Below are 26356 nucleotides of genomic sequence, written 5' to 3'. Positions count from 1 at the left end.
TTTCCGATCTACGCGACTGTCTTCGCCGCCACATCCTCGACAGCGGTTTTGGCTTCCCTGCGCACGCGCCTGGCCGTTTCCGAAGCGAGCTTGGAAGTCAGTGCCGCAACCTTGCCGGCTTCCGTGGCGTATTCCGATGCCGCATTCTGCAGGAAGGTGGAGAAGATGTCGAAGGCGTCGTTGAACTCGGAACCGTCGATGAGATCCTCGGCAAGCTTAACATCCTGCTCGTAACGATGTTTCAGAAACGCGAGCGTTTCGATCTGATAGCGCATCATCGCCTTGAAGGTGTGGACCTGAAGAGACGCGGTAGCGAGAATGAGCTTCTGGCCATTTTCCGCTATCGGCAAGGGTTGCATGCCGAATTGCGACGGCTCTGGATGGGTCTGCATCATCGGTTACTCCATTGTGAGGCGGCAAACAAAGTGCCCGCCAGACAACGCTACCGCCATTCGACGTGAGGTCGTTGATCAGGATCAACCGGCGCATGACCTCTGCCCGAATGCACGGGAGCAATGGAGCGCCGTCTGGTCTTGTTTCCATGTTTGACGCGCATCAAGGCCCCTGCCCCTTTTTGCGTGGTTGGCTCGCTCAACCGCAAAAAGGGCTGCAGCGATGGCTTTCAAGACGATCATGGTTCAACTGGGCGTCGACGCGATCGCTGCGCCGATCATCTCGATGGCGTGGGATCTCGCTCAAAGGCATGGCGCCGATCTGATCGGCTTCTGTGCGGCCGAGCCGCATTTTATCATGCCAGCCGGCGCCGACGACAGGGCCGCGACCAAGGCGATGTGGTCCCAGGTGGAGCAGATAGAAGGTCGCCTCAACTGCTTGAGCGAAGAATTCCTGGGCGTTGTCAACGGCAGCAACCGCGCCTCGTGGCGCGGCGAAATAGGAAATCCGACCCGGCAGCTTGCGCTCAATGCATGTGCCGCCGACCTGATTGTCACTGGGTCGCCAATGAGCGACCTGTTGGTCGACCACCACCGAACTCTGGACACCGCAAGCCTGTTCCTTGCAGCAGGCCGTCCGATACTCGTGGCGTCGGAACCCATGGCCCCAATCAAGGCTGAAAGCATCCTGATTGCATGGACTGACACGCGGGAAGCGCGACGTGCCGTCGTTGACGCCATGCCCTTCCTGATCACCGCCAGGGATGTTGTGATCGCCACCGTGGACAATGGAGGCCCTGCACCTCGGGAAAATGTCGCGGATGTCCAACTCTTCCTGACACGCCACGGGGTCAAAGCGCGATCGGAAGTCTTGGATTCGCGCGGCTCCGAACCGGCGGAAATCCTGCTCCAGATCGGACAGGAGATTGCGGCCGATCTCATTGTGCTCGGCGGCTACGGTCATAGCCGAGTGCGCGAGACGACTTTTGGTGGTGTGACGCGCTCGGTACTCCAGAGCGGGTCGTTCCATCGGCTCATCTCAAATTGAGATAGCGCACCGCTGAGTTGAGGGCCAATTGATCCGGCGCAATGCGCGGACGCCCGCGACGTTCGACGATGGAGATGAAAACTTCAAGGAGCACGTCATGAGCCAGATGTCCCATACCTCCTTTGCCGGCTTTACCCACGCTGCCCAGCAGGCGCAACATTGGGTCAAGGAACTCGCCAAAGACGTCGGCTGGAGCGAACCGAGTGCGTGCCGTCTCCTGAGGTCCGTCCTGCAGACGATGCGGGACTGGCTGTCGCCGGCCGAAATGGCCGATCTCTCGGCGCAACTGCCTGTTTTGGTCCGCGGCATCTATTTCGAAGGCTGGAATCCGTCGGCGCCTGCGCCTGAGCGCACAAAGCGCGACTTCATTGTCAGCGTCAGAAACAGTTTCGGCTACGATGAGGAGATCGACTTCGATGTGGCGATCAGTGCCGTGTTCAAGCTTCTCGACCGTCACATTTCGCATGGTGAGATCGCACAGGTCAGAAACTCGATGAAGAAGTCGCTGCGAAACCTATGGCCGGTGGATTGACCGATGTTCCGCGACCGGGAAGACGCTGGAGCGAAGCTTGGCCTGGAACTGAGCAGGCTTCAACTGCATCGGCCCATCGTACTGGCGTTGCCGCGTGGCGGCGTGCCCGTCGCAGTGGAAGTGGCCAAAGCCCTCAACGCTCCTCTTGACCTGCTGATCGTCCGCAAGATCGGCGCCCCGGGCAATCCCGAATTGGCTGCTGCCGCAATCATCGATGGCGACCCTGGGGAGGTTGTGCTGAACCGTGAAATTGTCGAGACCTATAGCCTCGACGACGACGCCTTGCGTGTGTTGATTGCAAATGAGCGTCCTGAACTCGAACGCCGGCGCCTCACCTATCGAGGCAAAACAAAACCGATCTCGATCGCGGGCAAAACCGCGATCATTGTCGATGACGGGGCTGCGACCGGGACGACCATGAAGATTGCGATCCGCGCTCTCAAGCACCGGTCACCGAGGGAAATCGTCGTGGCAATTCCCGTTTCACCGCAGGAGACGGTCACCGCGCTGGAGCAGGAAGCGGACCGTGTGGTCTGCCTTAGTCAGCCAGGACAGTTCCAGGCCTTGAGCCATCATTATCTGCGGTTCCCGCAACTCTTGGACAACGACGTTGTCTCCGCTATGGCCGAGGCTGCCCAGCTGTACAAAACTGGCCAGCGGCACGTTTCCGGCCTGGTTCAAAAGCCGTGAAGAGGAGATCGCACTGATGCAAATCCGCACGCTTTCTGCTTTGGAATGTACCAAATTGCTGACGGCCAATCGCGTGGGTCGCCTGGCATGCGCAAAGGATGGGCAGCCCTACGTTGTGCCTTTCTACTACGCCCATGCGGATGCTCATCTTTACGGGTTTTCCATGCCTGGCAAGAAGATCGAATGGATGCGCGCCAATCCGCTGGTGTCCGTCCAGGTCGACGAACATGGCCAAGGGCGAGGATGGAGAAGCGTCGTCGTCGACGGCCGATACGAAGAGCTGCCTGATCGGATCGGCCACAAGCTTCAGCGGGATCATGCCTGGTCGGTGTTGAGCAAGCACACCGACTGGTGGGAACCTGGCGCGCTCAAGCCCGTCGTTCCTCCCACGGCCGACAGTGCACCGCATGTTTTCTTTCGTATCCTGATCGAGCAGGTATCCGGACGGGAAGCGAGCGAGTAGTCGGCCCATCAAGTCTTGCGAGTGACGAAAAGGGCCGGCGCAATCTGCACCGGCCCTTTTCTCCTCCCGTTGAATTGCTATCGCGCCATCAAGACCGGCAACGACTGACCCGCAAGCATTGACTTGGTGACACCTCCGAAAATGCGTTCGCGCAACCGGGAGTGACCATAGGCGCCCATCACCATCAACTCTGCAGCAACATCGACAGCATGCTGGCGAAGCACGTCGGCAACCGAATGGTTCGAACTCGGCAGCCGGTCGACCGTAACCTTCACGCCGTGCCGGGCAAGATAGGCCGCAGCGTCTGCACCTGGCTCCTCACCATGATGGAGCTCATTTTCAATGGGATCGACGATGACAAGGCGCACATCTTCGGCGCCTTTCAGCATGTCGAGCGACTCGCGGACGGCGCGCGATGACTCAAGACGGGCGTCCCATGCAACGAGGATGCGTTTCGCCTTCAGCGTCGGGCGCGAGCCCTCGGGAACAAGCAGAATGGGCTTTCCCGATGAAAACAGTGTTCCCTCGATGACTTTGTCCTTCAGCGCATGGCTTGCCAGCAGATCCGGTCCCAGAATGGTCAGGTCGGCGTAGCGGGCACGCCTTCCGATGACGTCGTCTGCCCATCCCATGTCGGGATAGTCGTCACTCAGATCAGCAGACACGGCGCTCTGGGCGAGAAACCCGGCGACGTTCGCAATTCGTTTCTCGAGCCTTTTCAACTCGGCCTGCCGTTCCTCAAGCCAGGCAGGCGAGACGACAGCGGCATACTCGCCGCCCGAGGGCGGTGCTGCCAGTTCGAGCACGAGCACGGAGAGATGGGCGCCGACCTGTTCGCAAAGGTTGGCGGCGAGCTTCAGATCGCCCTCGCCCTGGTTCGGTCCGGTAACCGTAAGCAGTGTCTTGAAAGTCACGGCAGCAACTCCTGATTTCGATTGAAGGATCAGTCGTGATCTCAGTCATTAGCGAGGGTGCCTGGTGCGTTCATTGCGCTGAATCAAACACCGCGGCGCATTTGATCCGCATCAACGCGCTCGCAAACCAGGGCTGTAGGTTTCGGCCGATCAATATCGGGAAACGCAGATGAAATTCCTGAGCACAGCGATCCTGGCGGGATTGGCCCTCAACGCAGCCAGTGCCCAGGAACTCGGTGACGGCAAAGCGGAATACATGAACTCATGCGCCGTCTGCCATGGCCCTGAAGGCAAGGGCGATGGACCGTTGGGCGACGAGTTGTTGAAGCGGCCGAGCGACCTGACGCGCCTCTCCAGGCGCAATGGCGGCGAATTCCCATATTGGCGCGTCTTTGCCGTGATCGACGGCCGCGCCATGGTGCCGGCGCATGGCGAGCGCGACATGCCGGTCTGGGGCCAGCAATTCCTTCCCACCGACGTGAAGAAATATGGTCCGAACGCCGGCGAAATCGTCACCAGGGAACGGATCCATGATTTGGCCGGTTATGTCGAGACGTTACAGCAATGAATGCAGATGGCGGAAACAGTCTCCGCAAGACACAGGTATCTAGGAGGCCGGCCATGATCGTCGGCGACCAGCAAGCCGCTGCCGCGTTTCTGCTCGATCCTGCCTCGTATGGCGCAACCGGACCCGTCGAGGCGATCGAGACCCACATTTCACGCATCTTCCTGGTTGGCCAACGCGCCTATAAGATGAAACGGACGGTCAAGCTGCCCTATGTCGATTTCTCGACGCCGACGCTGAGGCTGGCCGCTTGCGAAAAAGAGGTGGAACTCAACTCGAAAACCGCACCCGGCCTCTATCTGGGAGTGCGGCGCGTCACACGCGAGGCGGATGGCAAATTGGCTTTTGACGGCGCGGGCCAGATGGTCGACGCGGTGATCGAGATGGTCCGCTTCGACCAATCCAAGCTTCTTGATCGCATGGCTGCCGCGGGAGAATTGACACAGGCGCTGATGACCGCGGTTGCGCGCATGATCGTCGGATACCACCGTGCCGCGCCGACAATCCACAATGGCAGCGGGTCGTCCAACATGGCTGGCGTGCTCGATATCAACGAGGCCGCCTTTGCCACCAGCCACGTTTTCACGAAACCGGAGGTCAAGACCTTTGCAAAGGCCTTCCGCACCGCCCTCGCCCGCCACTCCGGATTGCTCGACCGCCGCGAAGCCGCAGGCAAGATTCGCCGGTGCCATGGCGACCTGCACCTGCGCAACATCTGCCTTTTCGACTGCGAGCCCCGCCTCTTCGATTGCATCGAATTCAACGACCAGATCGCCAACATCGACGTTTTGTACGACCTTGCCTTCCTGCTGATGGACCTTTGGCACCGGGGGTTTCCGGAGCTCGCCAATCTTGTGATGAACCGCTATCTCGACGAAGCCGACGATGAGGACGGTTTCATCCTGCTGCCCTTTTTCATGGCGGTACGGGCAGCCGTGCGTGCGCATGTCACCGCAACGCAGGTAGCGGAAGGCAGTGCCGATTCCGACAAGTTGACTGCCGAGGCGAGATCCTATTTCGAACTTGCCGGAACATTTCTCCAGGAAACATCACCCCGCCTCGTTGCCATCGGCGGCCTCAGTGGCTCGGGCAAGACGACCGTTGCAGAGGCGCTGGCCGCCCATGTCGGTGCGCCGCCCGGCGCCCGCATCGTCGAAAGCGATCGCATCCGCAAAGCGATGCATGGAGTGCCCGCTGAAACCAGGCTGCCGAACAAGGCCTATCGACCTGAGGTCTCCGAACGGGTCTACAACGAAATGGCATGGCGCGCCGGCCTGATCCTCTCCGAGGGCGGCTCGGTTGTAGCTGATGCGGTTTTCGACAGACCGGCCGATCGTGCGCGAATTGAAAAGGCGGCACGCGACCGGGGTATCCCATTCTCCGGTTTCTGGCTGGAGGCGGATCCACTCGTCCTTTGGCAGCGGGTCAGTGAACGCAAGGGCGGTCCCTCGGACGCCACGGGGGATATCCTGTCGCGTCAATTGCAGCGAAATGTCAGCCAGGCCACCTGGCGCAAGACCGAGTCCGATCGAAAGCTCGTCGACATCGTCGCGGAGTTGAGGAGATGTTGCGAGCGCGATGCTTCGCAGACCCTGCGCACGGCCTCCTGACTGTTGCGGATGATCGCCTCAACAGAGTTCGAGCTTGGCCTCGACAAGGCCGGGCTCGTTCGGAAGATGCATGATGGAGAAGCCGAATTCACGGCACATTGCCAGCATCTTGCTGTTTTCACTAAGCACGATGCCCTGGATGCTGCGGATCCCATCGGCCTTTGCATAGTCGACGATCTGGCTGAGCAACTCCCAACCCAGGCCCTGCCCCTGTAAGTCCGTCCGAACCAGCAATGCGTATTCCGCGCTGACGTGGTCAGGATCGCAGGACAGACGGCTGATGCCCGCCAAAGCGCCAGTGCGTGTCTCCAGCGCGACGAAGGCCATGTTGCGATCGTAGTCGAGTTGGGTGAGCCGCTTCAACATCTGGTCGGAGAAGCTTTTGCGCGGCGACAGAAAACGCAGGCGCAAATCGTCAGGCGAAATCCTGGCAAGGAATTCGGGATAGAGCGCGATGTCGGCCGGCTTGATCGGGCGAATATTATAGTCAATGTCGCCCGCCGAAAACGTCTTTTCCCAACCCGACGGATAAGGCCTAATGGCAAGCGCCGGGTTCGGCCCCGCCTCTTCCACGCGTTCCGGCTCGATCTCGATGCGGGCGTCAAGCGCAATCACGCCCTCGGCGTCGGCCAGCAGCGGATTGATGTCCAACGAAACCAGGCACGGAAAGTCGATGATCATCTGCGACAGGCCGGTGAGTGCTGCAATGATCGATTGCCTGTCCGCCGGCTTGCGATCGCGGAACCCGGCGAGCAGGCGGCCGATCCGCGTTTGCCTGATCAGGTCATCGGAAAGAACGTCGTCGAGCGGCGGCAACGCGATCGCGGTATCGTCCATCACCTCGACCGCAACGCCACCGGCTCCAAACAGGATGACCGGGCCGAAAATCGGATCGCGGCTCATGCCGAGGATGAGTTCCTGCGCCTGTTTCCGAGTCACCATGGGCTGAACGGCATAGCCTTCAATATCGACTTGCGGAGCGTGGCCGAGCACGCGCGCTTCGATGGCGCGGGCGGCAGCGCCGGCGGCAGCGGCGTCGGCGATGCCAAGCACCACCCCGCCAATGTCCGACTTGTGTGAGATCGCCTTGGACAACAGTTTGACGACGACCTGTTCCGACGTCTTGAGGAGCCGGCCAGCAGCCGCTTCCACTTCGACAGGAGATCTGGCGACGATCGTCTCGGGCACCGGAATGCCGTAGGCGAAAATCGCCGCCTTGGCTTCGGGCTCGGTCAGCATTCGCCGGCCTTCTCTTGCGACCTGCCTGAATATGGCAAGCACGGCTTCTCGGTCGCTCGTGGTATCCTCGCTGCGACTCGACGGCGTACGCATCAATGCCCGCTGAGCCCGCGACCATTCGCTCAGGTAGGAAACGGCCGTTGCGGCATCGGAGGGCGTTTCGAAGCTGGCAATGCCGGCATCCTGAAGAACACGCCGCCCTTCGCAAGCCGTGTGTTCGCCAAGCCAGCAGGTCAGGATCGGTTTGCCGCCGATCTTGCCGTCCTGTGCGAGCGCCGCCACCGCGCTTGCCGCGGCAAGCGGCGAGCCGAGCCCGGTCGGGCAGTTCATGACCATGACGACGTCGGTTCCAGCATCGGCCGCCACGGCCTCGGTCGCGACCCGATAGCGCTCTGGCGGGGCGTCGCCGATAATGTCGATCGGATTGGCGTGGGACCAGGTGCTCGGCAGGACGGCATTCAGGCGGGCGATCGTTTCCGGCGACAGTTCGGCCAGTTCCCCGTTGCCTTCGATGAGTTGATCCACGGCAAGCACGCCGGCGCCGCCGCCATTGGTGACGATGCCGACACGGGCTCGTTCCAGCGGAACGAAACGTGCGGTCGTTTCAACCGCATCGAACAACTCGGTGAGGCCTTTGACGCGCAGTATGCCAGCGCGCTGCAAGGCCGCATCGACGACACGATCCGCCCCCGACAGCGCGCCGGTATGGGTCGCGGCCGCTTTGGCCGATTGCTCGTGCCGGCCCGACTTGATCGCGATCACCGGCTTGATGCGTGCCGCCGCACGGGCGGCCGAGATGAACTTGCGCGGGTTGGGAATGGTTTCGAGATACATTACGATGGCGCGTGTGTGGATGTCGCCCGCCAGCATGTCCAGACAATCTCCCACGTCGACATCCGCCATGTCGCCCAGAGAGACGATCTGCGAGAAACCGACATGGTTGTCAGCCGCCCAATCGATCAGCGACGTGGCGATGGCGCCTGATTGCGACAGCAGTGCGATGTTGCCGGGTCTGGCGGCCATATGCGCAAATCCGGCATCGAGCCGTAATGGCGGGATCATCAGACCGACCGTGTTCGGCCCAATGATGCGGAAAACAGTGGGCTTGGCCGCATCGAGCATCGCCTGGCGCAGGCCGTTTTCGTGCGTCAACCCGGCGGTGATGACAACCGCCGCCCGCGTGCCCTTTTCAGCAAGGTCGCGCACGATGGCGGGAACTGTCCCAGGCGGCGTCACGATGACACCAAGGTCTGGAACACCCGGAAGATCGGCCGCCTTGGCATAGCATTGCCGACCGGCCACTTGCGAATATTTCGGATTGACCGGCCAGATCTCGCCCTCGAAGCCGCCGCTGACGATATTGTCGAAGACGACGCGGCCGACAGAGCCGTCGCGCTCCGATGCCCCGAACACGGCAACGGACTTTGGGGCGAGCGCATGTTCGAGATTTCGGATCGTCACCCCTCATGCCTCCTGTTCGTAGCGATGATCGCCCGTCGATCTTGCGCGTTCGTTGCGTTGGATCAAAGCGTTCTCCGGTTCTCGCTATTAGCTGTTGCGCGAGTTCGACGCGCCCCGTCAGCGCTGGCGAAGATTGGCGAGCATCGATCAAATCGAAAGGCATCGCATGAACGAGTCCACCTTGCGACGCGCATTGCTGGTCATTGCCATCCTGGGTCTCGCTATTGGGATCGGAGCGTGGCGAACCGGGCTCGGCCCGCTTGAAGCCAACACGATCTGGACGGTGGCGACCTTGCCCGTCGTGGCGGCTCTCGCCATCTCTATCCTGCGTGATTTCTGGATAGGCCGCTTCGGTGTCGATGCGATTGCGCTGGTGTCAATGTCCGCCGCGCTGCTGCTTGGACAACCCCTGGCGGCAGTGGTGGTCGCGATCATGTATGCCGGCGGCACAGTGCTTGAGGATTTCGCTCGCGGCCGCGCCGAACGGAACCTCAAGGCATTGACCGACCGATCGCCGCGTGTCGCCCATCGGACGTCAACCCGAGGGACAGAGACCATCTCTGTCGAAGACGTAGCTGTCGGTGATGAGCTGTTGGTTCGTGCCGGCGAACTGCTTCCTGTTGACGGCATTCTGCTCGATGCTTCGGCCTCTCTCGACGAGTCGGCGGTGAGCGGAGAACCCCTGCCGGAACGGCGCAGCGCAGGCGATATGCTGCACAGCGGCACCGTCAATGCCGGCGAGACCTTCAACATGCGGGCTTCTGCCCTCGCGGAACAAAGCACTTATGCGGCGATCGTGCGCATGGTCGCTGCAGCGCAGACCGCTAAATCCCCGTTCATCCGCATGGCCGACCGCTTTGCCCTGTTCCTTCTGCCGGTCACATTGCTGGGTTCCGGTGCCGCCTGGTATGTTTCCGGCGACCCAATCAGAGCGCTTGCGGTGTTGGTTGTCGCAACACCCTGCCCGCTCATCCTCGCCGCGCCCGTTGCCTTCATCGGTGGCGTCTCGCGCGCCGCGCGTGCTGGCATCCTGATGAAAGGCAGCACGGCGCTGGAGGCGCTTGCGCAAGTTCGAACCGCGATCTTCGACAAAACGGGGACCTTGACCATCGGCGGCGCCGAGCTCATCGAAATAGAAGCTGCACCCGGCCGTGACGCCACCCATCTGCTGCAGTTGCTCGCATCCCTGGAGCAGGCCTCGCACCATGTGCTCGCCGACTCCGTCGTCCGGGCGGCGCGCGGCAGACAGCTGATGCTTTCGCATCCGCACGATGTCAGCGAGCATCGCGGCGCGGGCCTGAAGGGCCGGGTCGAAAACATGTCTATTGCCGCAGGATCGCGGACTCTCGTGCTCGCCGACCAGCCGCTGCCCGGCTGGGCGAAAAGCGGCGAAGAAAAATACCGGGACAATCCGGTGCTTAGGGTTTTTGTCGCCGTCGGTGGAGAGCTTGCCGGGATTTTCACGTTCGGCGATGCCCTGCGCGTTGATGCGCACGACACAATCGGCAAGCTACGCAAGGCGGGCATCAAGCGCATGATTATGCTCACGGGCGACGACGGCGTGGCGGCCGAGCGGATTTCACGCTTGCTCGCCCTCGATGTCGTCGTCGCCGACGCGACCCCTGCCGAAAAGGTCGCCGCGGTCGAGGCCGAGAAAGCGCAGGCGCCCACAATGATGGTCGGCGACGGCATCAACGATGCCCCTGCGCTTGCGGCGGCAACGGTCGGTGTCGCCATGGGCGCACGGGGTGCCACCGCCACCTCCGAGGCGGCGGACGTCATCGTGCTGACCGACAGGCTGCAGCCCGTCGCCGATGCGGTCCGGATTGCACGGCGAACGCGATCGATCGCCTTGCAGAGCATCATCGCCGGGCTGGCGTTGTCCGGGCTGGCAATGATCGCAGCGGCCATGGGGCAGATCACGCCGGTTGCCGGAGCGCTGCTTCAGGAAGGGATCGACGTGGCGGTTATCCTGAACGCATTGCGCACCCTTGGCGACGGGCATCTGCGGCGCGCATAGTGATCGAGAACAAAATCGGTGAATGGCCATGGCACAGCAAAATCTGGTGGTTTGCAGCAAATGCGGTGGGGTCAACCGCCTGCCACCCGATCGCAATGCCAGTGAGGCAAAATGCGGAAGGTGCGGGACCAGGCTGTTTTCGGGGCATCCCGAAGATGTCGACGCCGCTGGTTTCGATCATCAGATCGCGCGCAGCAGCCTGCCCGTTGTCGTAGACATCTGGGCACCCTGGTGCGGCCCCTGCAAGATGATGGCACCGGCCTATGAAGCGGCGGCAAGTGAACTGGAGCCCCATGTTCGCCTGATCAAACTCAATTCCGACAATGAGCAGGCTGTCGCGGCCAGGCTCGGCATCCGTGGCATCCCGACCATGATCCTGTTCCATGGCGGGCGCGAAGTCGCGCGCACATCCGGCGCAATGACGGCAGGCCAGATTGTCAGGTGGGTACGTGACCGTCTGCCAACGGTCACCGCCTGAAGTCGTCGCGCCAATGGATCCGCTCATCGCCCGGCTTGGACTGGCGCTCGCAATTGGGCTTCTTGTCGGCTTGGAGCGTGGTTGGCAGGAGCGGGATGCGCCCGATCGCAGTCGCACAGCTGGCATCCGGACATTCGGCATTTCAGGCCTGCTTGGTGGCGTGCTCGCGGCGCTGGCGAGCGCACTAGGCTCGGTATCGGTGCTGGTCGGCGGCTTCATCGCCTTTGCGGCAATCTTCGCCTTGTACAAGGCGCGCGAGGCTGCCCATGACGAAGATTTCAGCGTGACAAGCGTGATCGCGGGCCTAGGCGTCTTTGCTCTTGGGTCACTTTCCGTCGCCGGCGATTATCGGGCCGCTGCCGCCGGTGGCGCGGCATTGGCGGCAATCCTGGCCAGCCGCGAGATCCTGCACGGTCTTTTGAAGCGACTGACCTGGGTGGAACTTCGTTCCGCGCTCATATTGGCAGTGATGACGGCCATCGTCTTGCCCTTGCTGCCAAACCGGACGATGGACCCGTGGGGCGGTTTCAATCCCTGGGAGGTCTGGTTCCTGACGGTGCTGATGGCCTCGATATCATTCGCCGGCTATGTCGCCGTTCGCCTATTGGGAACCACGCGTGGTCTGCTGGTCAGTTCGCTCTCCGGTGCGATCGTTTCTTCCACCGCCGTAACCATGGCGCTTGCCCGCAACGCGATGTCGGCAAGCAACCCCCTGCCGCTTGCCGGAGCCGCTTCGCTTGCTGCCATGGTTTCGGTGCTCCGCGTTTGTGCCGTGGTCCTGATCATCGAGCCAAGCGTATTCTTTTCGGCCGGCATTCCGGCGATTGCCGCAGCGCTCGCCTTCGCTATCTGCGGAGCATTACTGCTGGCGCATGACAGCGGAAATGGTGAAGGCAGCGCTATCGCGCGCAACCCATTCGAGTTGGGTCCGCTGCTGCTGTTCGCCCTGCTGTTTGCGGTTGTCGCGACCGCAAGCGCTGCGTTGGCAGCTCAATTCGGCGGCCGCGGCTTGCTGGGTACCTCGGCGCTGGCAGGCACTTTCGATGTTGACGTCTCGGTGCTCAGTGCCTTGCGACTGATCAAGCATTCGGTCCCAATCGGGACGGTGAGCCAGGCCGTGCTGGTGGCGCTGGCCGCAAACGCGCTCGGCCGCCTGTCGTTCGCAGTATTTGCCGGTCCGGTCAGATTCTGGCTGCCACTCGCTGCCGCAACCCTGGTCGCCGCGACCCTGGGCATCTGCACCCTTTTGTTACTCGGTTCTGGATAGAAGTGCTGCTCTCGCAGCCTTGTTTGACGCGGATCAAGGGCCGCGCCCTAAAACCGCTCCATGAAACTCCGTGAAGGAGTTTGCCATGACCAGTCTGAAAGACCTCACCCCGAATTTCCGCAATGTCCGGTTGCTGCTCGCCCGCGAGAAGGGTCATCCGGCAGGCGACCGCGAAGAAGGCTATGACGTGCTCGCTCCATTGACCGGCGAAGGCCGGCTCGATGCGGAAGAGTGGAAATCGCACAAGGGCTCTTGCCGTGTTCGCCGGTTTCGTACCGGTGAGGAAGATCTGGTCGGAAGACTGAGGCGCAAGCCCGGCGGGCAATGGTATTTCGACTATGCCGAAGGCGATCGCGACGACGAAATAGGTTTTCATCTCGGCGAGGAACGGTTCGTCACCGGTGAATATGTGTCGATCGCGCGTAACGGCGCCATGCACACCTACCAGGTGGCAAGGGTCGAGCGGCCCTGATGGCTGCCTCTAGGCGGGTCGCTCGAGTTCGATTCTGATCGGGACAACGACGTATACGGAATCAAAGAAAGCCGCCGCGCCTTTGGCGCGGCGGGTGCCTCATCAAACCACGGCCTATTTGACCAGGATTGTCGCCCACATTCCGTTCATGAAATGGCCGGGAATGTTGCAAAAGACAGCATAGTTTCCGGGCTTGAGGTCGAGCGTCAGCGATCCGGTTTTGCCCGGATCAAGTTCAGAGACCTCGCCGAGATGGCCCGCCGCATCCTCATTGACGCGATTTTCATTTGCCACATAGGGCAGCGCAGTCTTTTTGACATCGGTCACCGGCACCACAATCATCTCGTGGACTGCGTCCTTGGAGCTGTTTTGAACCTCGAAGGTCACCTTGCCCGCGGGCACGACCGTTTGATCGAGCTTGATCCTCATCGTTGCCATGCTCATGTTTGCCGGCATGCCCATTCCCATCTTTGCGTCGGGGTTCGCGACGCCTCCCTTGTCCCACAGCTTGACGTTTACGATCGTGTTGGCGGAGGCGGGTGCCGACACGGCTAGAAGAACGAGGACCAGTCCGGTCTTGAAAGGTTGCATGTTCGAAACGCTCCTGATCGCTTGCGGCGACCCCACAAGCGCGTGTTTGGCGAATCATTGATGGTCGCGGCACCCGGCTAGAACAGCCAAGCTGACAACGCGCTGACAGCGGAGGCAGGCGACCAAGGATGAGGCCGAACCTTTAGCAAACGTGGCTAAGCGGCCCTCTCTGGTCGCCCGTTGCGTCGTCGTTACCCTGCGCCATTTGCCGGGTGGCCTCGCACGGCAAGCTCTCGCCGTCGCGGAAACCGTTCCGAGCATGATCAAGGGTGAAAACGCAAAACTGAGCCGACGGACATCGCCTGACGATCTGTCAGCGCTCCAAGCCCGGTTCGCATTCTCGATGATCGCGAGGCTTAAGACGGTCGTTCAAGTTCGGCATGGTCGCTGGCATCAACGATAAGACCTACGCGACTTGGATCCCGCAGGGTTACGGATCGACGGTGAATTCAGCCCACATGCCGGCGCCATAGTGACCTGGCACGTTGCAGATAAGCAGGTATTTCCCGGGCTTCAATTCGACGGTCAAAGTGCCTGATTTGCCAGGATCGAGCTCCGAAACTTCGCCCTTATCGCCAGCCTTGTCTTCGTCGACTCGGTTCTCGGCTTCAATGTAAGGAAGCTGCTTGCCGGGATCGGCGAGATACATCACTATCATTTCGTGAACAGTGTCCTTGGAGTCATTCTTCACATTGAATGTGACCTCCCCCGCCTTCACCGTACCGGGCAAGGCCTTGATGCCCATAGTCGCCTTGGCGAGATCGAGCCCCGGCGCCGCATAGGCAAGACCCATCGGCATCTCCGTGCCGGCGCCCTTGTCCCACAGGGAGATTTGAACAAGCGCGGCTGCATGGACGGTGCCGGCATTGCCGGCCATGAGCATTGCGGCAGCGAGTCCGAGCGCTGCACTCCTCAATATGGCTTTCATTGCGATCTCCTCCAGAACAGCAGCAAAAACGCTTCCCATCCCGACCGCGATCCTGCCCGTATAGCCACACGCCGTCCTTGCGCCAGATCAAACCGGCTTCCGCAAGGTCATTCGGCGGCGCCGATACAACTGTCAGCCAGTTGTCAGCTTGAATTGGTTATTCGCCAATGACGGTGAAATCGCCGTCTGACAGAACCGATCGAAATCCCAGCAGGCGCGACATCTGCGCCCAACCTCCCGAATGGAGCCATCATGTATCGCACACTCATTATCGCCGCTCTCGCTGGCGTCGTTGCGGGACCAGCCCTCGCCGCCGGCGGCAGCTGCAGCACCGCCCCGAAATCACAGTTCAAGCCCAAGGCAACGCTCGAGGCGCAATTGACCGGCGAAGGTCTCACCGTCCGCCAGATCAAGGTGGAGAAGGGCTGCTATGAAGTCTACGCGGTGGACAAGGCCGGCAAGAAGGTGAACCTGGCCTACAATGCCGAGACCCTTGAAAAGCTCGACAATGCCGAAGCCGGTGAAAACTGATCAGATCATTTCGGCCGCGGACGCGCATCCATCTCCGGAGATGGTACGCGTCTGGGACCGGGTCGTGCGCGGCTTCCACTGGGGGCTGGTGCTAAGCTTCGTAACGGCTTGGCTCACTTCTCATTCTTCGGAGGACATCCACCATTGGGCGGGCTATGTCGCGGCCGCCCTCGTATCGATGCGGCTTTTGTGGGGCGTCATCGGAACGCCCTATGCGCGCTTCACGCAATTCCTGCGCGACCCAGCAACGGTGGTGCAATACCTGTTGGCGATACTGAGTGGTCGCGAGGCCCGCTATATCGGCCACAATCCGGCAGGTGGGGCGATGGTGATCGTGCTGATCTCAGCCATGGCTTTAACCGCCCTTACCGGATGGCTGATGACCACGGACGCCTTTTTCGGCGTGTCGTGGGTCGAAGCGGCGCACAGCCTCGCCGCGCATAGCTTGTTGCTGCTTGTTTTCCTCCACGTCGGCGGCGTCGTGCTGGCAAGCTTTCGCCATCGCGAAAACCTGGTTAGAGCCATGGTTACAGGGCAAAAGCGCAAGGCGGAGCCGACCGATATCGCCTGAGCCTGATCTCACCCGACCCAGGTGCGAATCGAGCCTGTCGATTAGGCGTCCGACCTTTTGGAGCGCCATCGCGCACATGACACGCTCGTGAGTGGCGCGAGGGACAAGGGAAGCGGATCATGATCGGCTTCCCTTTTTGAAGTTCCGATGCATCAGGCGATTGTAATGTGGTCTTCGACCATGCGCACTCCGGGCACAGCCCATGCGGCGCGCTCGGTTGTGCGACGTTCGGCCCAGCTGTTGACCCTACCCTTCAACGTGACCTTGCCGTCGGATACGTTAACTTCTATCGCTTTCGACTCGACTTCGGCGCTGCGTTTCAACGCGTCCTCGATGCGTTTTTTCACATCCGATGCCGTTGCGTGCGGCAGCACCTCGATGCTGTTGTGAACCCCGAGCACGCCTGCCAGATATCGGATGGCGGCAAACGCTGCCGATCTCTGGTACTGCCACTCCACCTTGCCGGTGAGTGTCACCCAGCCATTTTGAACCCGCACTTGTACCGCGCCATCCGGCACGACCGTATTCCAGCTGATCGAGTGCAGAGCGCGCTTGGCAATTTCGTCGTCGGCAGTCAGATTGCTGCCGGCGGGCCGGACTTCGATTTCCTGCGCGATACCCTTCACACCCTTGACGCGGCGTACCGCCTCTTCCGCGGTCGCCTTCTGCGCATAGGTCGACACATGGCCGGTCAGCGTGACCACGCCGTTGTCCACGGCGACGCCAATGTTGGCCGCGTCGATGCTTGGCTGGAACTCCAGTTCATCAATGATGTCCTGCCTCAAAATATTGTTGTTCATGGTTGCATCTCTTCTTGTGAGCGGGCCACGCTCGCCCGGTTGAACGAACCGACTATGGAGTGCCGAGTTCGTGTCGACGTTGATGAGGATCAAACGATCGCTGGTTGAGCGCGATGCATGACCTCAACGCACAGCTTTGGAAATCACCTCTTGTTTGACCCGCATCAAAGTTGGCAGTGCGGAAATCCTGTCTATTGCCTCCCATCGCCTCAATTTGGGAGAGCATCATGACTACGGCGGACATCAACATTCCTGTTCGGAAAGTCGCGACCGCGTTGCCGTCAAAACTTCGATTGGGTTCCCTGACCGCACTGGTGATCGGCTCGATGGTCGGCTCCGGAGTGTTCAGCCTGCCGCAGAATATGGCGGCAGGTGCTGGTCCCTTGGCCATCCTCATTGGCTGGGCGATCACTGCGGCCGGCATGCTGGCGCTCGTCTTCGTCTATCAATCGCTTGCCACCCGCAAACCCGAACTCGACGCTGGACCCTACGCCTACGCCAAGGCCGGCTTCGGTCCTTTCATCGGTTTCAACAGCGCCTGGGGCTATTGGATCAGCGCCTGGGTCGGCAATGTCTCCTATGCAGTGATCGTATTCAGCGCCCTGTCGTACTTCTTCCCAGCCTTCGGTGACGGAAACACCTGGCAGGCCGTGCTCGGCGCATCAATCCTGCTATGGCTGATCCACGTCCTGGTTCTCGCCGGCATTCGGCAGGCGGCCGTCATAAACCTCATCGTCACCGTAGCAAAGATCGCTCCCATCGTCCTGTTCGTCGGGGTTGTCACCGTCGCCTTTAAACTGCAGGTCTGGTCCCTCGACTTCACTGGTCTCGGTAATAGCAGTCTCGGCTCGATCACCGCACAGGTGAAGAGCACGATGCTGGTGACGCTGTGGGTGTTCATCGGCATCGAAGGCGCCAGCGTATATTCCGGCCGTGCCGAGCGCCGCAAGGACATCGCCACGGCGACAGTTCTCGGCTTCTTCACTTGCCTCGCGCTCTATGCGCTGGTGTCATTGCTGTCGCTTGGCATCCTGAGCCAGCCTGAGCTTGCCGCGCTGAAAAACCCCTCGATGGCCGGCGTGCTGGAGGCGGTCGTCGGTCCCTGGGGCGCCATCATGATCAACATCGCGCTGGTCGTTTCGGTGGTCGGCGCCTTCCTGAGCTGGACGCTGCTTGCTGCCGAAATTCCGCATGTCGCCGCCAAGGACGGCACGATGCCGAAATTCTTCGGCCGGGAAAGCGCGCGCGGCGTGCCGTCGATCTCGCTGCTGATCACCAACCTGCTCGTCCAGGCTTTCCTGATGATCACGCTCTTCGCACAGAGCACATATCAGGCCCTGTTCTACATCGCTTCGGCCGCAATTCTGGTTCCTTACATCTTTTCGGGAGCCTACGCGGCCAAGCTGGCGCTGACCGGAGAAAGTTACGCGGTTGGCGAGCAACGCACCGGTCCTCTTTTCGCCGGGCTGCTGGCGACTGCCTACGGGCTGTGGCTCGTCTATGCAGCCGGTCCGGCGTATCTGTTCATGTGCGCGATCCTCTATGCCCCTGGCATTCTTTTCTACGTCTGGGCCCGTCGCGAGACCAATCAACGCGTGTTCCATCCTGTCGAAGCAGGGCTCGCCGTCGCCCTTGTCGCTGCCGGTGTCGCCGCAGCCTACTTGATCTGGAACGGGAGCATTAGCCCGCTATGAATGCTCCTATCACCACGACCAAGCTTGGCGCTTTTTCTGAAGTCGGCCGACTCCGCGAGGTGCTGGTGCACCGCCCCGATCTTAGCCTGCAAAGGTTGACGCCGGACAATTGTAAGGCGTTACTCTTCGACGATGTCCTTTGGGTCAAGAAGGCCCGGCAGGAGCATGATGTCTTTGTCGACGCACTGCGCGAACGCGGCGTGCTGGTGCATTCGTTCGGGAGACTGCTGGCCGACACCGTCGGCCTGACCGAAGCTCGCGACTGGCTTCTCGACCGCCGGATTCATTCCGGCGTAGTCGGGCTCGACATGGTCGACGAGATGCGCGGGTGGCTCAACGAAATGCCATCCGAACAGCTGGCGGCCTATCTTGTCGGCGGCATCGCCCGTGCAGAGCTTCCGTTCGAACCCAAGGGATTGACCGGAAGGACGCTCGCGCCCCAGGATTTTGTGCTTCCGCCGCTGCCGAACCAGCTTTTCACCAGGGACAGCTCCTGTTGGATCTACGGCTCCGTCTCGGTCAACGCCATGTACTGGCCCGCCAGGCGGCCAGAAGCGGCCAATATCGAAGCAGTGTATCGCTACCATCCCCGCTTTTGCGACAGCGGTATCCCTTTCGTTTCGCCAGACCTGGGAACAGGCACCAGTCTGGAGGGCGGTGACGTCATGCCGATCGGCGACGGAACGGTTATCGTCGGCATGGGAGAACGCACAACGCCGCAGGCTGTAGGCGACCTCGCGCGCAAGCTGTTCGCGGCCGGTGAAGCGACTCGCGTGATCGCTGCGCTGATGCCGCGGGATCGCAGTTTCATGCATCTCGACACCGTCTTTACCTTCTGCGACCGCGATCTGGTCACCATGTATCCGCCCGTGATCGAGCGGCTGCGCACCTTCTCGCTGCGGCCCGGAGATGGAAATGCGGCTGTCGAGGTGACGGAGGAAACAAAGCCTTTCACGGCAGTGGTTGCCGAAGCACTCGGATTGAAATCGCTGCGCATCATCGCCACAGGCGGGGACCGCTACGAGGCCGAACGCGAGCAATGGGACGACGGCAACAACGTCGTGGCGGTCGAGCCTGGCGTGGTCATCGGCTACGACCGCAACGTCTACACCAACACCCTTTTGCGCCGGGCAGGAATTGAGGTGATCACCGTCGAGGGCGCTGAACTCAGCCGCGGGCGCGGCGGCGGGCACTGCATGACTTGCCCGATTGCCCGCGACCCGATCTGATCCGAAAGGAAATTCGCATGTCGATCAATCTTCACGGCCGCTCTGTCCTCACGCTCGACGATCTCGCGGCCGATGAGATCCGCTTTCTTCTGAAGCTGGCAGCCGATCTCAAGGCGGCCAAGCTCGCCGGCCACGAGATACCGCGTCTGGTCAGAAAGAACATTGCGCTGATCTTTGAGAAGGATTCGACGCGCACGCGGACCGGGTTCGAGGTAGCGGCCTACGATCAAGGCGCCCACGTCACCTATTTCGGACCGAGCGGCAGCCATATCGGCCACAAGGAATCCATGAAGGACACGGCCCGAGTGCTCGGCCGCATGTATGACGCGATCGAGTATCGCGGCTTTGGCCAGCATCAAGCCGAACTGCTTGCAACGCACGCTGGCGTGCCGGTCTACAACGGCCTCACCGACGAGGCGCATCCGACGCAGATCCTCGCCGATCTGATGACCATGCGCGAGTTCACCCACAGGCACCTGTCGGACATGACGGTCACCTTCGTCGGCGAGGGTCGCGACAATGTCGCTTTGTCGCTGGCGCTGGGCGCAGCCAAGGTCGGCATCGACATGCGCATCGCCTCGCCGAGAGAACTCTGGCCAGATGAAGAATTCTGCGCCCATGTCAGGGAACTGGCGCAACGCAGCGGTGGCCGCTTCAGGCTGGACGAGAACGTAGAGGGCTGCGTCCGGGATGCCGATTTCATCTATACCGACGTTTGGATGTCGATGGGCGAGGACAAATCCGGCTGGGCGGAGCGCATTCGCCTTCTGACGCCATACCGGGTTACCAGCGAAGTGATGGCCGCCGCCGGCAATCCCCATGTCAAATTCATGCATTGCCTTCCGGCCTTCCACGACACCGATACCGAGATCGGCGCATTCATCGCGAAGGAATACGGCATCGATTGCATGGAGGTCACCGACGAGGTGTTCGAGTCGGCCGCCTCCATCGTCTTCGACCAGGCCGAGAATCGAATGCACACAATCAAAGCCCTGCTCGTCGCCACGATCGGCAACTGAGATGCTGATTGTCGTCGCGCTCGGCGGAAACGCACTGTTACGCCGTGGCGAACCGATGACGGCCGGGAACCAGCGCGCCAACATCAAACGCGCCGCATCAGTGCTCGTGGAACTCATCGGCGAAGGACACTCGGTTGTAGTTACGCACGGCAACGGCCCGCAGGTCGGCCTGCTCGCCCTCCAGGCCGCAGCCAGCCCGGGCGATGGGACGTTTCCCCTCGACGTGCTTGGGGCCGAGAGCGCCGGCATGATTGGATATGTGATCGAGCAGGAGCTCGGCAACCTCCTCAAGCACAGGCTGTTCGCGACCCTGCTGACGCAGGTGAAGGTGAACCCGAACGATCCGGCTTTCGGCCACCCGACGAAGCCGATAGGGCCGGTCTACGATGAGGCGACGGCGCGCAGGCTTGCGGCGGAGCGTGGCTGGCAGATAGCGCCCGATGGCGACAAATGGCGCCGCGTCGTGCCTTCCCCCAAGCCGCTGGTGATCCTGGAAGCATCGGTGATCTCGTTCCTGGTCGAGCGCGGCGTGATCGTCATCTGCACCGGCGGCGGCGGGGTTCCGGTAATAACCCGTGATGACGGCAGTCTTTGCGGTGTGGAAGCAGTTATCGACAAGGATCTGGCAAGCTCGCTTCTCGCTCGCGAGTTGAAGGCAGACATGCTGCTGATGCTGACGGATGTCGACGCCGTCTATGTCGACTACGGAACAGCGGCCGCTCGGGCGCTCCGGCGCGTGAGCCCCAAGGAGCTATCGGGTAGGACTTTTCCGGCCGGCTCCATGGGACCAAAGGTCAGCGCTGCAATCGAATTCATTGAAGCGACAGGCAAGTCTGCTGCAATCGGCAAGCTCGAGGACGCCGTTGAAATTGTCAGAGGGGAATGCGGCACCTGGTTCGAAGCCAGCGCTCTATTCCCCCGAAACCTTGGGCTACCGGCACGACACCGATGACGTAATTGGTGCCATGGCCTTTGGCGCATTTCGGGCACATCGTACGGGAGAAATACCGCGCGGCTCCTCTCGCCACCCACAGCGGTATTTGACTGCATCGGCGCCGCCCCGACAGCACGCTGACGATCAGGCTGGCGGTCGAGACGATGCCGTCATTGGCCCGCAAGCGGCGCACTGCCAGCTGATCGGGGACAGATTGTCATGCGGCTGCTCATGCTTTTCTGCGGATCGTGCCCGCGAGTTTCGTAGCCGCAGCGACAGTATTGGAAATCGTGCCGTACTTGCGGACATTCTTGTGCAGCAGTTCCAGCCGCTGGTCGGTTTCCTCGGTGTCGACCACAAGTTCATAGTCGATCGAGGCAATTCCCGGCGGGCTGTCGCGCCGAACGGCATGCAACGCAACCCTGACGCCGCGTAGCTTGAAACCGAGCATCGGCGTGACGCGCTCGATGCCCTTGATCATGCACGCTGCGATGGCCGCCAGAAGCAATTCGGCTGGATTGAAGGCATCGGCCCGGCCCTTGAGACAGGTGTCGAGAACAAGCGCGGCGTTCTTGGTCGTGGCCACGCTGCCTTGTGCATCGGTCCGTCTGGCCTCAACGCTATATTCGAACATGGTGCCACCTGCTTCGCCGCCGGCCTGGCGGGCGACGTTCTGGCGTTTCTAGCCTCTTTTCAGGAGCCCGGTGTTGATCCAGGTCAGGGTCCCGGCCGCTCTGTTCCCGTTCACGTGCGCAGCACCCGATAGATCGCGGGGATGACCAGCACGGTCAGCAGGGTCGAGGAGGCGAGACCAAACAGCAGCGAGATCGCCAGTCCCTGGAAGATCGGATCGGTCAGGATCACCGCCGCGCCTATCATGGCGGCAAGTGCCGTCAGCAGGATCGGCTTGAACCTGATCGCGCCGGCCTTAATCAAAATGTCAGCCAGCGGCCTATCCGGCGACGCCGCGTGCCGAATGAAGTCGACCAGCAGGATCGAATTGCGCACGATGATGCCTGCCAATGCGATGAAGCCGATCATCGAGGTCGCCGTGAAAGGCGCGCCGAACAGCCAATGCCCACCGAGGATGCCGATGAAGGTCAGCGGGATCGGCGTCAGGATGACCAGCGGCACCTTGAACGAACCGAACTGGGCGACGACCAATATATAGATGCCGAGCAGCGCGACGCCGAAGGCCGCTCCCATGTCGCGGAAGGTCACCCAGGTGACTTCCCATTCGCCGTCCCAAAGCAGCGTCGGCTTGCTTTCGTCCTCCGGCTGGCCATGCAGCGAGATTGCGGGCTTCTGCAGTTCGGTCCAGTCCTGCGCGTCGATTGCCTTGCCGACGGCGAGCATGCCGTAAAGCGGCGCCTCGAAGCTACCTGCAAGCTCGGCCGTCACCATCTCAGCGGCGTGGCCATTGTGCCGGAACACCGGGAAGGAGGCGCGTTCCGGCACTATGCGCACGACGTCGCCCAACTCGACCACACCGCGATCGCCGGGCAGCACATTCGCCGGAATGGGCGTGGTGAGGAAGCGTTCGTCGAGCGTCCTCTCGCCCTTCTTCCGCTCGATACGGATCGGAATTGGCTGGCGGCCGCCGCCGCGATGCGAGTAGCCGACGGTCTCGCCGCCATTGAGAACGGCAATAGTGCTAAACACATCGCTGTCCTCGACATGGAAAAACTCGGCATCGTCGGTGGAAATCGTGGCGCGCAGCCGGCGCGCCGGCTGGCCCCAGGAATTATCGACGTCGACGATGAAGGGCACCGACCGGAACGCCGCTTCGACCTTGGCTGCAACCTTGCGACGCGTCTCGCCGTCTGGCCCGTAAATTTCTGTCAGCAATGTAGCCATGACCGGCGGCCCGGGCGGCGGCTCGACGACCTTCAAGCTGCTGCCTGCGGGAACGGCAAGCGCGGTGATGCGACGGCGAATTTCCAGCGCGATGTCATGGCTCGAACGGCTACGTTGCGACTTCAGCGAGAGATTGATAGCGACATCTCCCTGCTGCGGCTCGCTGCGCAGGAAGGAGTGCCTGACAAGGCCGTTGAAATTGAATGGCGCCGCGGTTCCGGCATGTGTCTGGACCGACCGAACCTCGTTCAGCTCGAGAACCTTGGCCGCAACAGCCTGCGCCACCGCATCGGTGGCCTCGACGGAAGACCCTTCCGGCAGGTCGATGGTCACGGAAAGTTCGGACTTGTTGTCGAAGGGCAAGAGCTTGACCGTCACGTTCTCAGTGTAGAACAGCGCGAGCGAGCCGAGCGTCAGCACGCCGACGACAAGCAGGAAGACCCAGCTCGCCGTCTTCGAGGCCAGGATGGGCCGCGCGACCACGGTATAGACATGGCCAAGCAGCCCGCCGCCGCCATGATCGCGATGGGCGTCGACTGGTGCGCGTCCGGCAAGCTTCAGCATCAGCCATGGCGTCACCATCACCGCGACGAAGAAGGAGAAGACCATGGCCGCCGAGGCATTGGCCGGGATCGGGCTCATATACGGGCCCATCATTCCCGAGACGAATAGCATCGGCAGCAGCGCGGCGACCACGGTCAAGGTGGCGACGATGGTTGGGTTGCCGACTTCCGCCACCGCCTCGATCGCCGCCTGCCGGCGATCGCGCCCATCGCCCATGGCCCAATGGCGCGAGATGTTCTCGATGACCACGATTGCGTCGTCGACGAGGATGCCGATGGAAAAGATCAGCGCGAACAGCGAGACGCGGTTCAGCGTATAGCCCATGACGCGCGAGGCAAACAGCGTGAGCAGGATGGTGACGGGGATGACGATCGCCACCACCATGGCCTGGCGGCGACCGATGGCGATCCAGACCAGCAGGATGATCGAAATCGTCGCCAGGCCGAGATGATAGAGGAGCTCGTTGGCCTTTTCGTTCGCCGTCTCGCCATAGTCGCGCGTGACCTCGACCGACAGGTCGGCGGGGATCAGGCTGCTCTTCAGCATCTCGACCCGGTGCAGGATCGCCTCGGCGACCGACACCGCGTTGGAGCCTGCGCGTTTTGCAATGGCGACGGTTACCGACGGCACCCGTGTCACGCCCGTTGCGGACTTTGTGAGTGTCGAAACAAGCACGTCGCCGGTGTCGGTCGCGAAGGCGACGTCGGCAACGTCGCGGACATAGACCGGGCGGTTGTCGCGCGAGGTCAGCAGCAGATTGGCGATCTGGTCCGGCGAGCCCAGAGTCTCGCCGGCGACGATGTCGATCTGTTCGCCCGCATCGCGCACCCGTCCCGCCGGAAAGGCCTTGTTTGCGCCGGAGACCTTTGCCGCAAGCTGCTGCAAGGTCACGCCGTAAAGGGCGAGCTTTTCCGGGTTCGGCGCGACTCGGATGATCTCTCGGGTGTCGCCGACCAGATAGGTCAGCCCGACATTGTCGATCTTGGCGAGCTCGGTGCGCAGTTCGCGCGCGATGCGGGTGAGGTCGTTCGCCGTCAGACGTCCGGCCGCCTCGGGCTTTGGCGACAACGTTAGCGTGACGATGGCGACATCGTCGATGCCGCGTCCGATGATGAGCGGCTCGGGCACGCCGATGGGAATGCGCTCTATATTTGCGCGGACCTTGTCGTGGACGCGCAGCACCGCTGCGTCCGACGACGTACCGACGACAAAGCGCGCGGTGACCATCACCTGGTCGTCGCGGGTTTGCGAATAGACGTGCTCGACACCGTCTATACCCTTGACGATCGTTTCCAGCGGTTCGGTGATCAGCTTGACGGCATCGTCGGCCTTCAGGCCGTCGGCGCGCACGAAGATATCGACCATCGGCACCGAAATCTGCGGTTCCTCCTCGCGCGGTAACGTGAGCAGCGCCACCAGCCCGAAGGCAAACGCAGCAACCAGGAACAGCGGCGTGAGCGGCGCCCCGATGAAAGCTCGGGTCAGCCCACCCGCAATACCGAAGCTAGCAGGACCTTTCATGGCGTGATCACGACATCGCCAGGCGCAAGACCGGTCAGGATCTCGACATAATCGCCGTCGGCTCGCGTCATCCGTTCACCAGGCACTACCGCCCGCTCGGTCTCCACGCCGGCCGCAGCGATGCGGACGAAATCGATCCCGGAGCGGGTCGCTACCGCCGAAGTCGGGACCAGCAGCGCGGAACGCTCGGCGACCGGCAGTTCGACCAGCACCCGGGCGTCGATGAAATCTGTATCGAGATTGTCGACCTCGACGTCGGCGATGACGCGGCCATTGTCGATCTGCGGATAGATCTTGGCGAGGCGGCCGGTTGACTCCTTGCCGCTGGCATTGATGCGGATAGCGGCGCCCTGCTTCAGTGTCGCCGCATACCGCTCCGGAACGGCCAGCCGCAGGAACACGCCGCCGCCGCCGATGGTCGCCACCACTTCACCGGCCATGATCACTGCACCGCGTGTGACCGGCACGGTCAGCACGCGGCCGTCGCCGGGGGCAAAGACATCGCCTTCGGCAGCCTGCTGGATGATCACCGAACGCTGGGCCTCGGTCGCGGCAAGCTGGTTGCGCGCGACGTCGACCTCGGTGCGGAGCTGATCGAGACGTTGCGCGGTCAGCACGCCCTTGTCGACCAGCGTCTGGCCGCGGGCCAGTTCGGACTGCGCCGTTTCCAGTTGTGCCTGCAGGGCACGAAGCTGCGCGTCCAGCGCCGCAACCTGAAAGGCGATCTTGTCATCCTGGACGGTGGCGATCTTCTGGCCGGCCTTGACCGGCTCGCCCTCGGTAATGGCCAGATCGACGACGAGGCCGCCGACGCGTGCCCGCGCCGGAACAGTGTCGCGCGCTTCGACACGGCCATAGACCGCCTTCCATTCGGTCACCGTTGTCGGTGCGAGCGTGAGCGTGCCGGCCAGCGCCGGAGAGGTCGCCAGCAACGCGGCGAACAAAAGAAGCATGCGCATGCCGATG

General features: G+C 61.8%; 25 protein-coding genes. 16 read left to right on the top strand and 9 right to left on the bottom strand.

Translation table 11 applies throughout. From position 1 onward, the window contains the following. Positions 1 to 8 precede the first annotated feature (8 nt). Positions 9 to 395, bottom strand: a complete 387-nt coding sequence (locus FJ978_RS14160; protein ID WP_140572592.1) for a phasin family protein — start codon at positions 393 to 395, stop codon at positions 9 to 11. Positions 396 to 615: 220 nt separating this feature from the next. On the opposite strand from FJ978_RS14160, the gene FJ978_RS14155 reads away from it, so the two are divergent. From FJ978_RS14155 to FJ978_RS14140, 4 genes are all read left to right on the top strand, one after another. Next, complete coding sequence (locus FJ978_RS14155) at positions 616 to 1440, top strand: universal stress protein (protein WP_140572591.1); 825 nt, start codon at positions 616 to 618, stop codon at positions 1438 to 1440. A 97-nt stretch (positions 1441 to 1537) separates the two neighbouring features. Further along, positions 1538 to 1972: a DUF2267 domain-containing protein gene (locus tag FJ978_RS14150; protein ID WP_140572590.1), complete on the top strand. Its 435-nt coding sequence runs from the start codon at positions 1538 to 1540 to the stop codon at positions 1970 to 1972. A 3-nt stretch (positions 1973 to 1975) separates the two neighbouring features. Beyond that, positions 1976 to 2662 carry a phosphoribosyltransferase gene (locus tag FJ978_RS14145; RefSeq protein WP_140572589.1) on the top strand — a complete coding sequence of 229 codons (687 nt, stop codon included), beginning with the start codon at positions 1976 to 1978 and terminating at the stop codon, positions 2660 to 2662. A 16-nt stretch (positions 2663 to 2678) separates the two neighbouring features. Then, positions 2679 to 3125 (top strand): pyridoxamine 5'-phosphate oxidase family protein, encoded by a 447-nt coding sequence (locus FJ978_RS14140; RefSeq protein WP_140572588.1) that lies wholly within the window; start codon positions 2679 to 2681, stop codon positions 3123 to 3125. A 77-nt stretch (positions 3126 to 3202) separates the two neighbouring features. Here FJ978_RS14140 and FJ978_RS14135 read toward each other — a convergent pair whose 3' ends face one another. Then, positions 3203 to 4039 (bottom strand): universal stress protein, encoded by an 837-nt coding sequence (locus tag FJ978_RS14135; RefSeq protein WP_140572587.1) that lies wholly within the window; start codon positions 4037 to 4039, stop codon positions 3203 to 3205. Positions 4040 to 4208: 169 nt separating this feature from the next. Here FJ978_RS14135 and FJ978_RS14130 point away from each other — a divergent pair, with 169 nt between their 5' ends. Continuing rightward, positions 4209 to 4607, top strand: coding sequence for a cytochrome c (locus FJ978_RS14130; RefSeq protein ID WP_140572586.1), 399 nt, complete (start codon positions 4209 to 4211; stop codon positions 4605 to 4607). Positions 4608 to 4660: 53 nt separating this feature from the next. Then, complete coding sequence (locus FJ978_RS14125; RefSeq protein ID WP_140572585.1) at positions 4661 to 6214, top strand: bifunctional aminoglycoside phosphotransferase/ATP-binding protein; 1554 nt, start codon at positions 4661 to 4663, stop codon at positions 6212 to 6214. Positions 6215 to 6232: 18 nt separating this feature from the next. Here FJ978_RS14125 and FJ978_RS14120 read toward each other — a convergent pair whose 3' ends face one another. Further along, entirely contained in the window at positions 6233 to 8914 is a 2682-nt protein-coding gene (locus FJ978_RS14120) for a bifunctional acetate--CoA ligase family protein/GNAT family N-acetyltransferase (protein WP_140572584.1), read from the bottom strand. 166 nt (positions 8915 to 9080) lie between these two features. On the opposite strand from FJ978_RS14120, the gene FJ978_RS14115 reads away from it, so the two are divergent. The 4 genes from FJ978_RS14115 to FJ978_RS14100 all read left to right on the top strand — a co-directional run bounded on the left by FJ978_RS14115 (position 9081) and on the right by FJ978_RS14100 (position 13151). Further along, a complete protein-coding gene (locus FJ978_RS14115) occupies positions 9081 to 10934 on the top strand; it encodes a heavy metal translocating P-type ATPase (RefSeq protein ID WP_140572583.1) in 1854 nt (617 codons plus the stop codon). A 28-nt stretch (positions 10935 to 10962) separates the two neighbouring features. After that, the gene (trxC, locus tag FJ978_RS14110; RefSeq protein ID WP_140572582.1) at positions 10963 to 11412 is read left to right on the top strand and encodes a thioredoxin TrxC; all 450 of its coding nucleotides are present in this window, start codon (positions 10963 to 10965) and stop codon (positions 11410 to 11412) included. A 13-nt stretch (positions 11413 to 11425) separates the two neighbouring features. Further along, positions 11426 to 12679, top strand: coding sequence for an MgtC/SapB family protein (locus FJ978_RS14105; RefSeq protein ID WP_140572581.1), 1254 nt, complete (start codon positions 11426 to 11428; stop codon positions 12677 to 12679). Positions 12680 to 12764: 85 nt separating this feature from the next. Beyond that, the gene (locus tag FJ978_RS14100) at positions 12765 to 13151 is read left to right on the top strand and encodes a hypothetical protein (protein WP_140572580.1); all 387 of its coding nucleotides are present in this window, start codon (positions 12765 to 12767) and stop codon (positions 13149 to 13151) included. 114 nt (positions 13152 to 13265) lie between these two features. On the opposite strand, the gene FJ978_RS14095 is transcribed toward FJ978_RS14100, so the two are convergent. Both FJ978_RS14095 and FJ978_RS14090 read right to left on the bottom strand, forming a co-directional pair. After that, positions 13266 to 13742, bottom strand: a complete 477-nt coding sequence (locus tag FJ978_RS14095) for a plastocyanin/azurin family copper-binding protein (protein WP_140572579.1) — start codon at positions 13740 to 13742, stop codon at positions 13266 to 13268. A 430-nt stretch (positions 13743 to 14172) separates the two neighbouring features. Next, the gene (locus FJ978_RS14090; RefSeq protein ID WP_246678124.1) at positions 14173 to 14709 is read right to left on the bottom strand and encodes a plastocyanin/azurin family copper-binding protein; all 537 of its coding nucleotides are present in this window, start codon (positions 14707 to 14709) and stop codon (positions 14173 to 14175) included. Between the two features lie 213 nt (positions 14710 to 14922). Here FJ978_RS14090 and FJ978_RS14085 point away from each other — a divergent pair, with 213 nt between their 5' ends. After that, entirely contained in the window at positions 14923 to 15201 is a 279-nt protein-coding gene (locus tag FJ978_RS14085) for a PepSY domain-containing protein (RefSeq protein WP_140572578.1), read from the top strand. Continuing rightward, positions 15179 to 15772, top strand: coding sequence for a cytochrome b/b6 domain-containing protein (locus FJ978_RS14080; RefSeq protein ID WP_246678123.1), 594 nt, complete (start codon positions 15179 to 15181; stop codon positions 15770 to 15772). Before FJ978_RS14085 ends, FJ978_RS14080 begins: the two co-directional genes overlap by 23 nt. 152 nt (positions 15773 to 15924) lie before the next feature. On the opposite strand, the gene FJ978_RS14075 is transcribed toward FJ978_RS14080, so the two are convergent. Next, positions 15925 to 16572 (bottom strand): BON domain-containing protein, encoded by a 648-nt coding sequence (locus FJ978_RS14075; protein ID WP_140572577.1) that lies wholly within the window; start codon positions 16570 to 16572, stop codon positions 15925 to 15927. Between the two features lie 227 nt (positions 16573 to 16799). On the opposite strand from FJ978_RS14075, the gene arcD reads away from it, so the two are divergent. From arcD to arcC, 4 genes are read left to right on the top strand one after another with little or no spacing between them, the layout of a single operon-like run. Further along, positions 16800 to 18266: an arginine-ornithine antiporter gene (gene arcD, locus FJ978_RS14070; protein ID WP_140572576.1), complete on the top strand. Its 1467-nt coding sequence runs from the start codon at positions 16800 to 16802 to the stop codon at positions 18264 to 18266. Further along, a complete protein-coding gene (locus FJ978_RS14065) occupies positions 18263 to 19495 on the top strand; it encodes an arginine deiminase (protein ID WP_140572575.1) in 1233 nt (410 codons plus the stop codon). The genes arcD and FJ978_RS14065 overlap by 4 nt, the downstream gene beginning before the upstream one ends. A 17-nt stretch (positions 19496 to 19512) precedes the next feature. After that, positions 19513 to 20514, top strand: a complete 1002-nt coding sequence (gene argF, locus FJ978_RS14060) for an ornithine carbamoyltransferase (RefSeq protein WP_140572574.1) — start codon at positions 19513 to 19515, stop codon at positions 20512 to 20514. A 1-nt stretch (position 20515) separates the two neighbouring features. After that, on the top strand, positions 20516 to 21466 hold the full coding sequence (arcC, locus tag FJ978_RS14055) for a carbamate kinase (RefSeq protein WP_140572573.1): 951 nt from the start codon (positions 20516 to 20518) through the stop codon (positions 21464 to 21466). Positions 21467 to 21677: 211 nt separating this feature from the next. On the opposite strand, the gene FJ978_RS14050 is transcribed toward arcC, so the two are convergent. The 3 genes from FJ978_RS14050 to FJ978_RS14040 all read right to left on the bottom strand — a co-directional run bounded on the left by FJ978_RS14050 (position 21678) and on the right by FJ978_RS14040 (position 26349). After that, entirely contained in the window at positions 21678 to 22082 is a 405-nt protein-coding gene (locus tag FJ978_RS14050; RefSeq protein ID WP_140572572.1) for an OsmC family protein, read from the bottom strand. Positions 22083 to 22192: 110 nt separating this feature from the next. Further along, a complete protein-coding gene (locus FJ978_RS14045; protein WP_140572571.1) occupies positions 22193 to 25390 on the bottom strand; it encodes an efflux RND transporter permease subunit in 3198 nt (1065 codons plus the stop codon). Then, positions 25387 to 26349: an efflux RND transporter periplasmic adaptor subunit gene (locus tag FJ978_RS14040; RefSeq protein WP_140572570.1), complete on the bottom strand. Its 963-nt coding sequence runs from the start codon at positions 26347 to 26349 to the stop codon at positions 25387 to 25389. The genes FJ978_RS14045 and FJ978_RS14040 overlap by 4 nt, the downstream gene beginning before the upstream one ends. Positions 26350 to 26356: the final 7 nt, after the last annotated feature.

Source organism: Mesorhizobium sp. B1-1-7 (assembly GCF_006442705.1).
GTDB classification, from domain to species: Bacteria; Pseudomonadota; Alphaproteobacteria; order Rhizobiales; family Rhizobiaceae; genus Mesorhizobium; species Mesorhizobium opportunistum.
The sequence above is the reverse complement of the archived record's forward strand: the minus strand, read 5'-3'. Positions and strand labels throughout refer to the sequence as shown.

Coding starts and splice junctions, on each gene's coding strand:
- arcD (WP_140572576.1), top strand. CDS start 16,800: ATGACTACGGCGGACATCAACATTCCTGTTCGGAAAGTCGCGACCGCG.
- FJ978_RS14150 (WP_140572590.1), top strand. CDS start 1,538: ATGAGCCAGATGTCCCATACCTCCTTTGCCGGCTTTACCCACGCTGCC.
- FJ978_RS14105 (WP_140572581.1), top strand. CDS start 11,426: ATGGATCCGCTCATCGCCCGGCTTGGACTGGCGCTCGCAATTGGGCTT.
- arcC (WP_140572573.1), top strand. CDS start 20,516: ATGCTGATTGTCGTCGCGCTCGGCGGAAACGCACTGTTACGCCGTGGC.
- FJ978_RS14065 (WP_140572575.1), top strand. CDS start 18,263: ATGAATGCTCCTATCACCACGACCAAGCTTGGCGCTTTTTCTGAAGTC.
- FJ978_RS14050 (WP_140572572.1), bottom strand. CDS start 22,082: ATGTTCGAATATAGCGTTGAGGCCAGACGGACCGATGCACAAGGCAGC.
- argF (WP_140572574.1), top strand. CDS start 19,513: ATGTCGATCAATCTTCACGGCCGCTCTGTCCTCACGCTCGACGATCTC.
- FJ978_RS14085 (WP_140572578.1), top strand. CDS start 14,923: ATGTATCGCACACTCATTATCGCCGCTCTCGCTGGCGTCGTTGCGGGA.
- FJ978_RS14100 (WP_140572580.1), top strand. CDS start 12,765: ATGACCAGTCTGAAAGACCTCACCCCGAATTTCCGCAATGTCCGGTTG.
- FJ978_RS14160 (WP_140572592.1), bottom strand. CDS start 395: ATGATGCAGACCCATCCAGAGCCGTCGCAATTCGGCATGCAACCCTTG.
- FJ978_RS14125 (WP_140572585.1), top strand. CDS start 4,661: ATGATCGTCGGCGACCAGCAAGCCGCTGCCGCGTTTCTGCTCGATCCT.
- FJ978_RS14145 (WP_140572589.1), top strand. CDS start 1,976: ATGTTCCGCGACCGGGAAGACGCTGGAGCGAAGCTTGGCCTGGAACTG.
- FJ978_RS14090 (WP_246678124.1), bottom strand. CDS start 14,709: ATGGGAAGCGTTTTTGCTGCTGTTCTGGAGGAGATCGCAATGAAAGCC.
- FJ978_RS14115 (WP_140572583.1), top strand. CDS start 9,081: ATGAACGAGTCCACCTTGCGACGCGCATTGCTGGTCATTGCCATCCTG.
- FJ978_RS14155 (WP_140572591.1), top strand. CDS start 616: ATGGCTTTCAAGACGATCATGGTTCAACTGGGCGTCGACGCGATCGCT.
- FJ978_RS14040 (WP_140572570.1), bottom strand. CDS start 26,349: ATGCGCATGCTTCTTTTGTTCGCCGCGTTGCTGGCGACCTCTCCGGCG.
- trxC (WP_140572582.1), top strand. CDS start 10,963: ATGGCACAGCAAAATCTGGTGGTTTGCAGCAAATGCGGTGGGGTCAAC.
- FJ978_RS14130 (WP_140572586.1), top strand. CDS start 4,209: ATGAAATTCCTGAGCACAGCGATCCTGGCGGGATTGGCCCTCAACGCA.
- FJ978_RS14075 (WP_140572577.1), bottom strand. CDS start 16,572: ATGAACAACAATATTTTGAGGCAGGACATCATTGATGAACTGGAGTTC.
- FJ978_RS14080 (WP_246678123.1), top strand. CDS start 15,179: ATGCCGAAGCCGGTGAAAACTGATCAGATCATTTCGGCCGCGGACGCG.
- FJ978_RS14140 (WP_140572588.1), top strand. CDS start 2,679: ATGCAAATCCGCACGCTTTCTGCTTTGGAATGTACCAAATTGCTGACG.
- FJ978_RS14045 (WP_140572571.1), bottom strand. CDS start 25,390: ATGAAAGGTCCTGCTAGCTTCGGTATTGCGGGTGGGCTGACCCGAGCT.
- FJ978_RS14095 (WP_140572579.1), bottom strand. CDS start 13,742: ATGCAACCTTTCAAGACCGGACTGGTCCTCGTTCTTCTAGCCGTGTCG.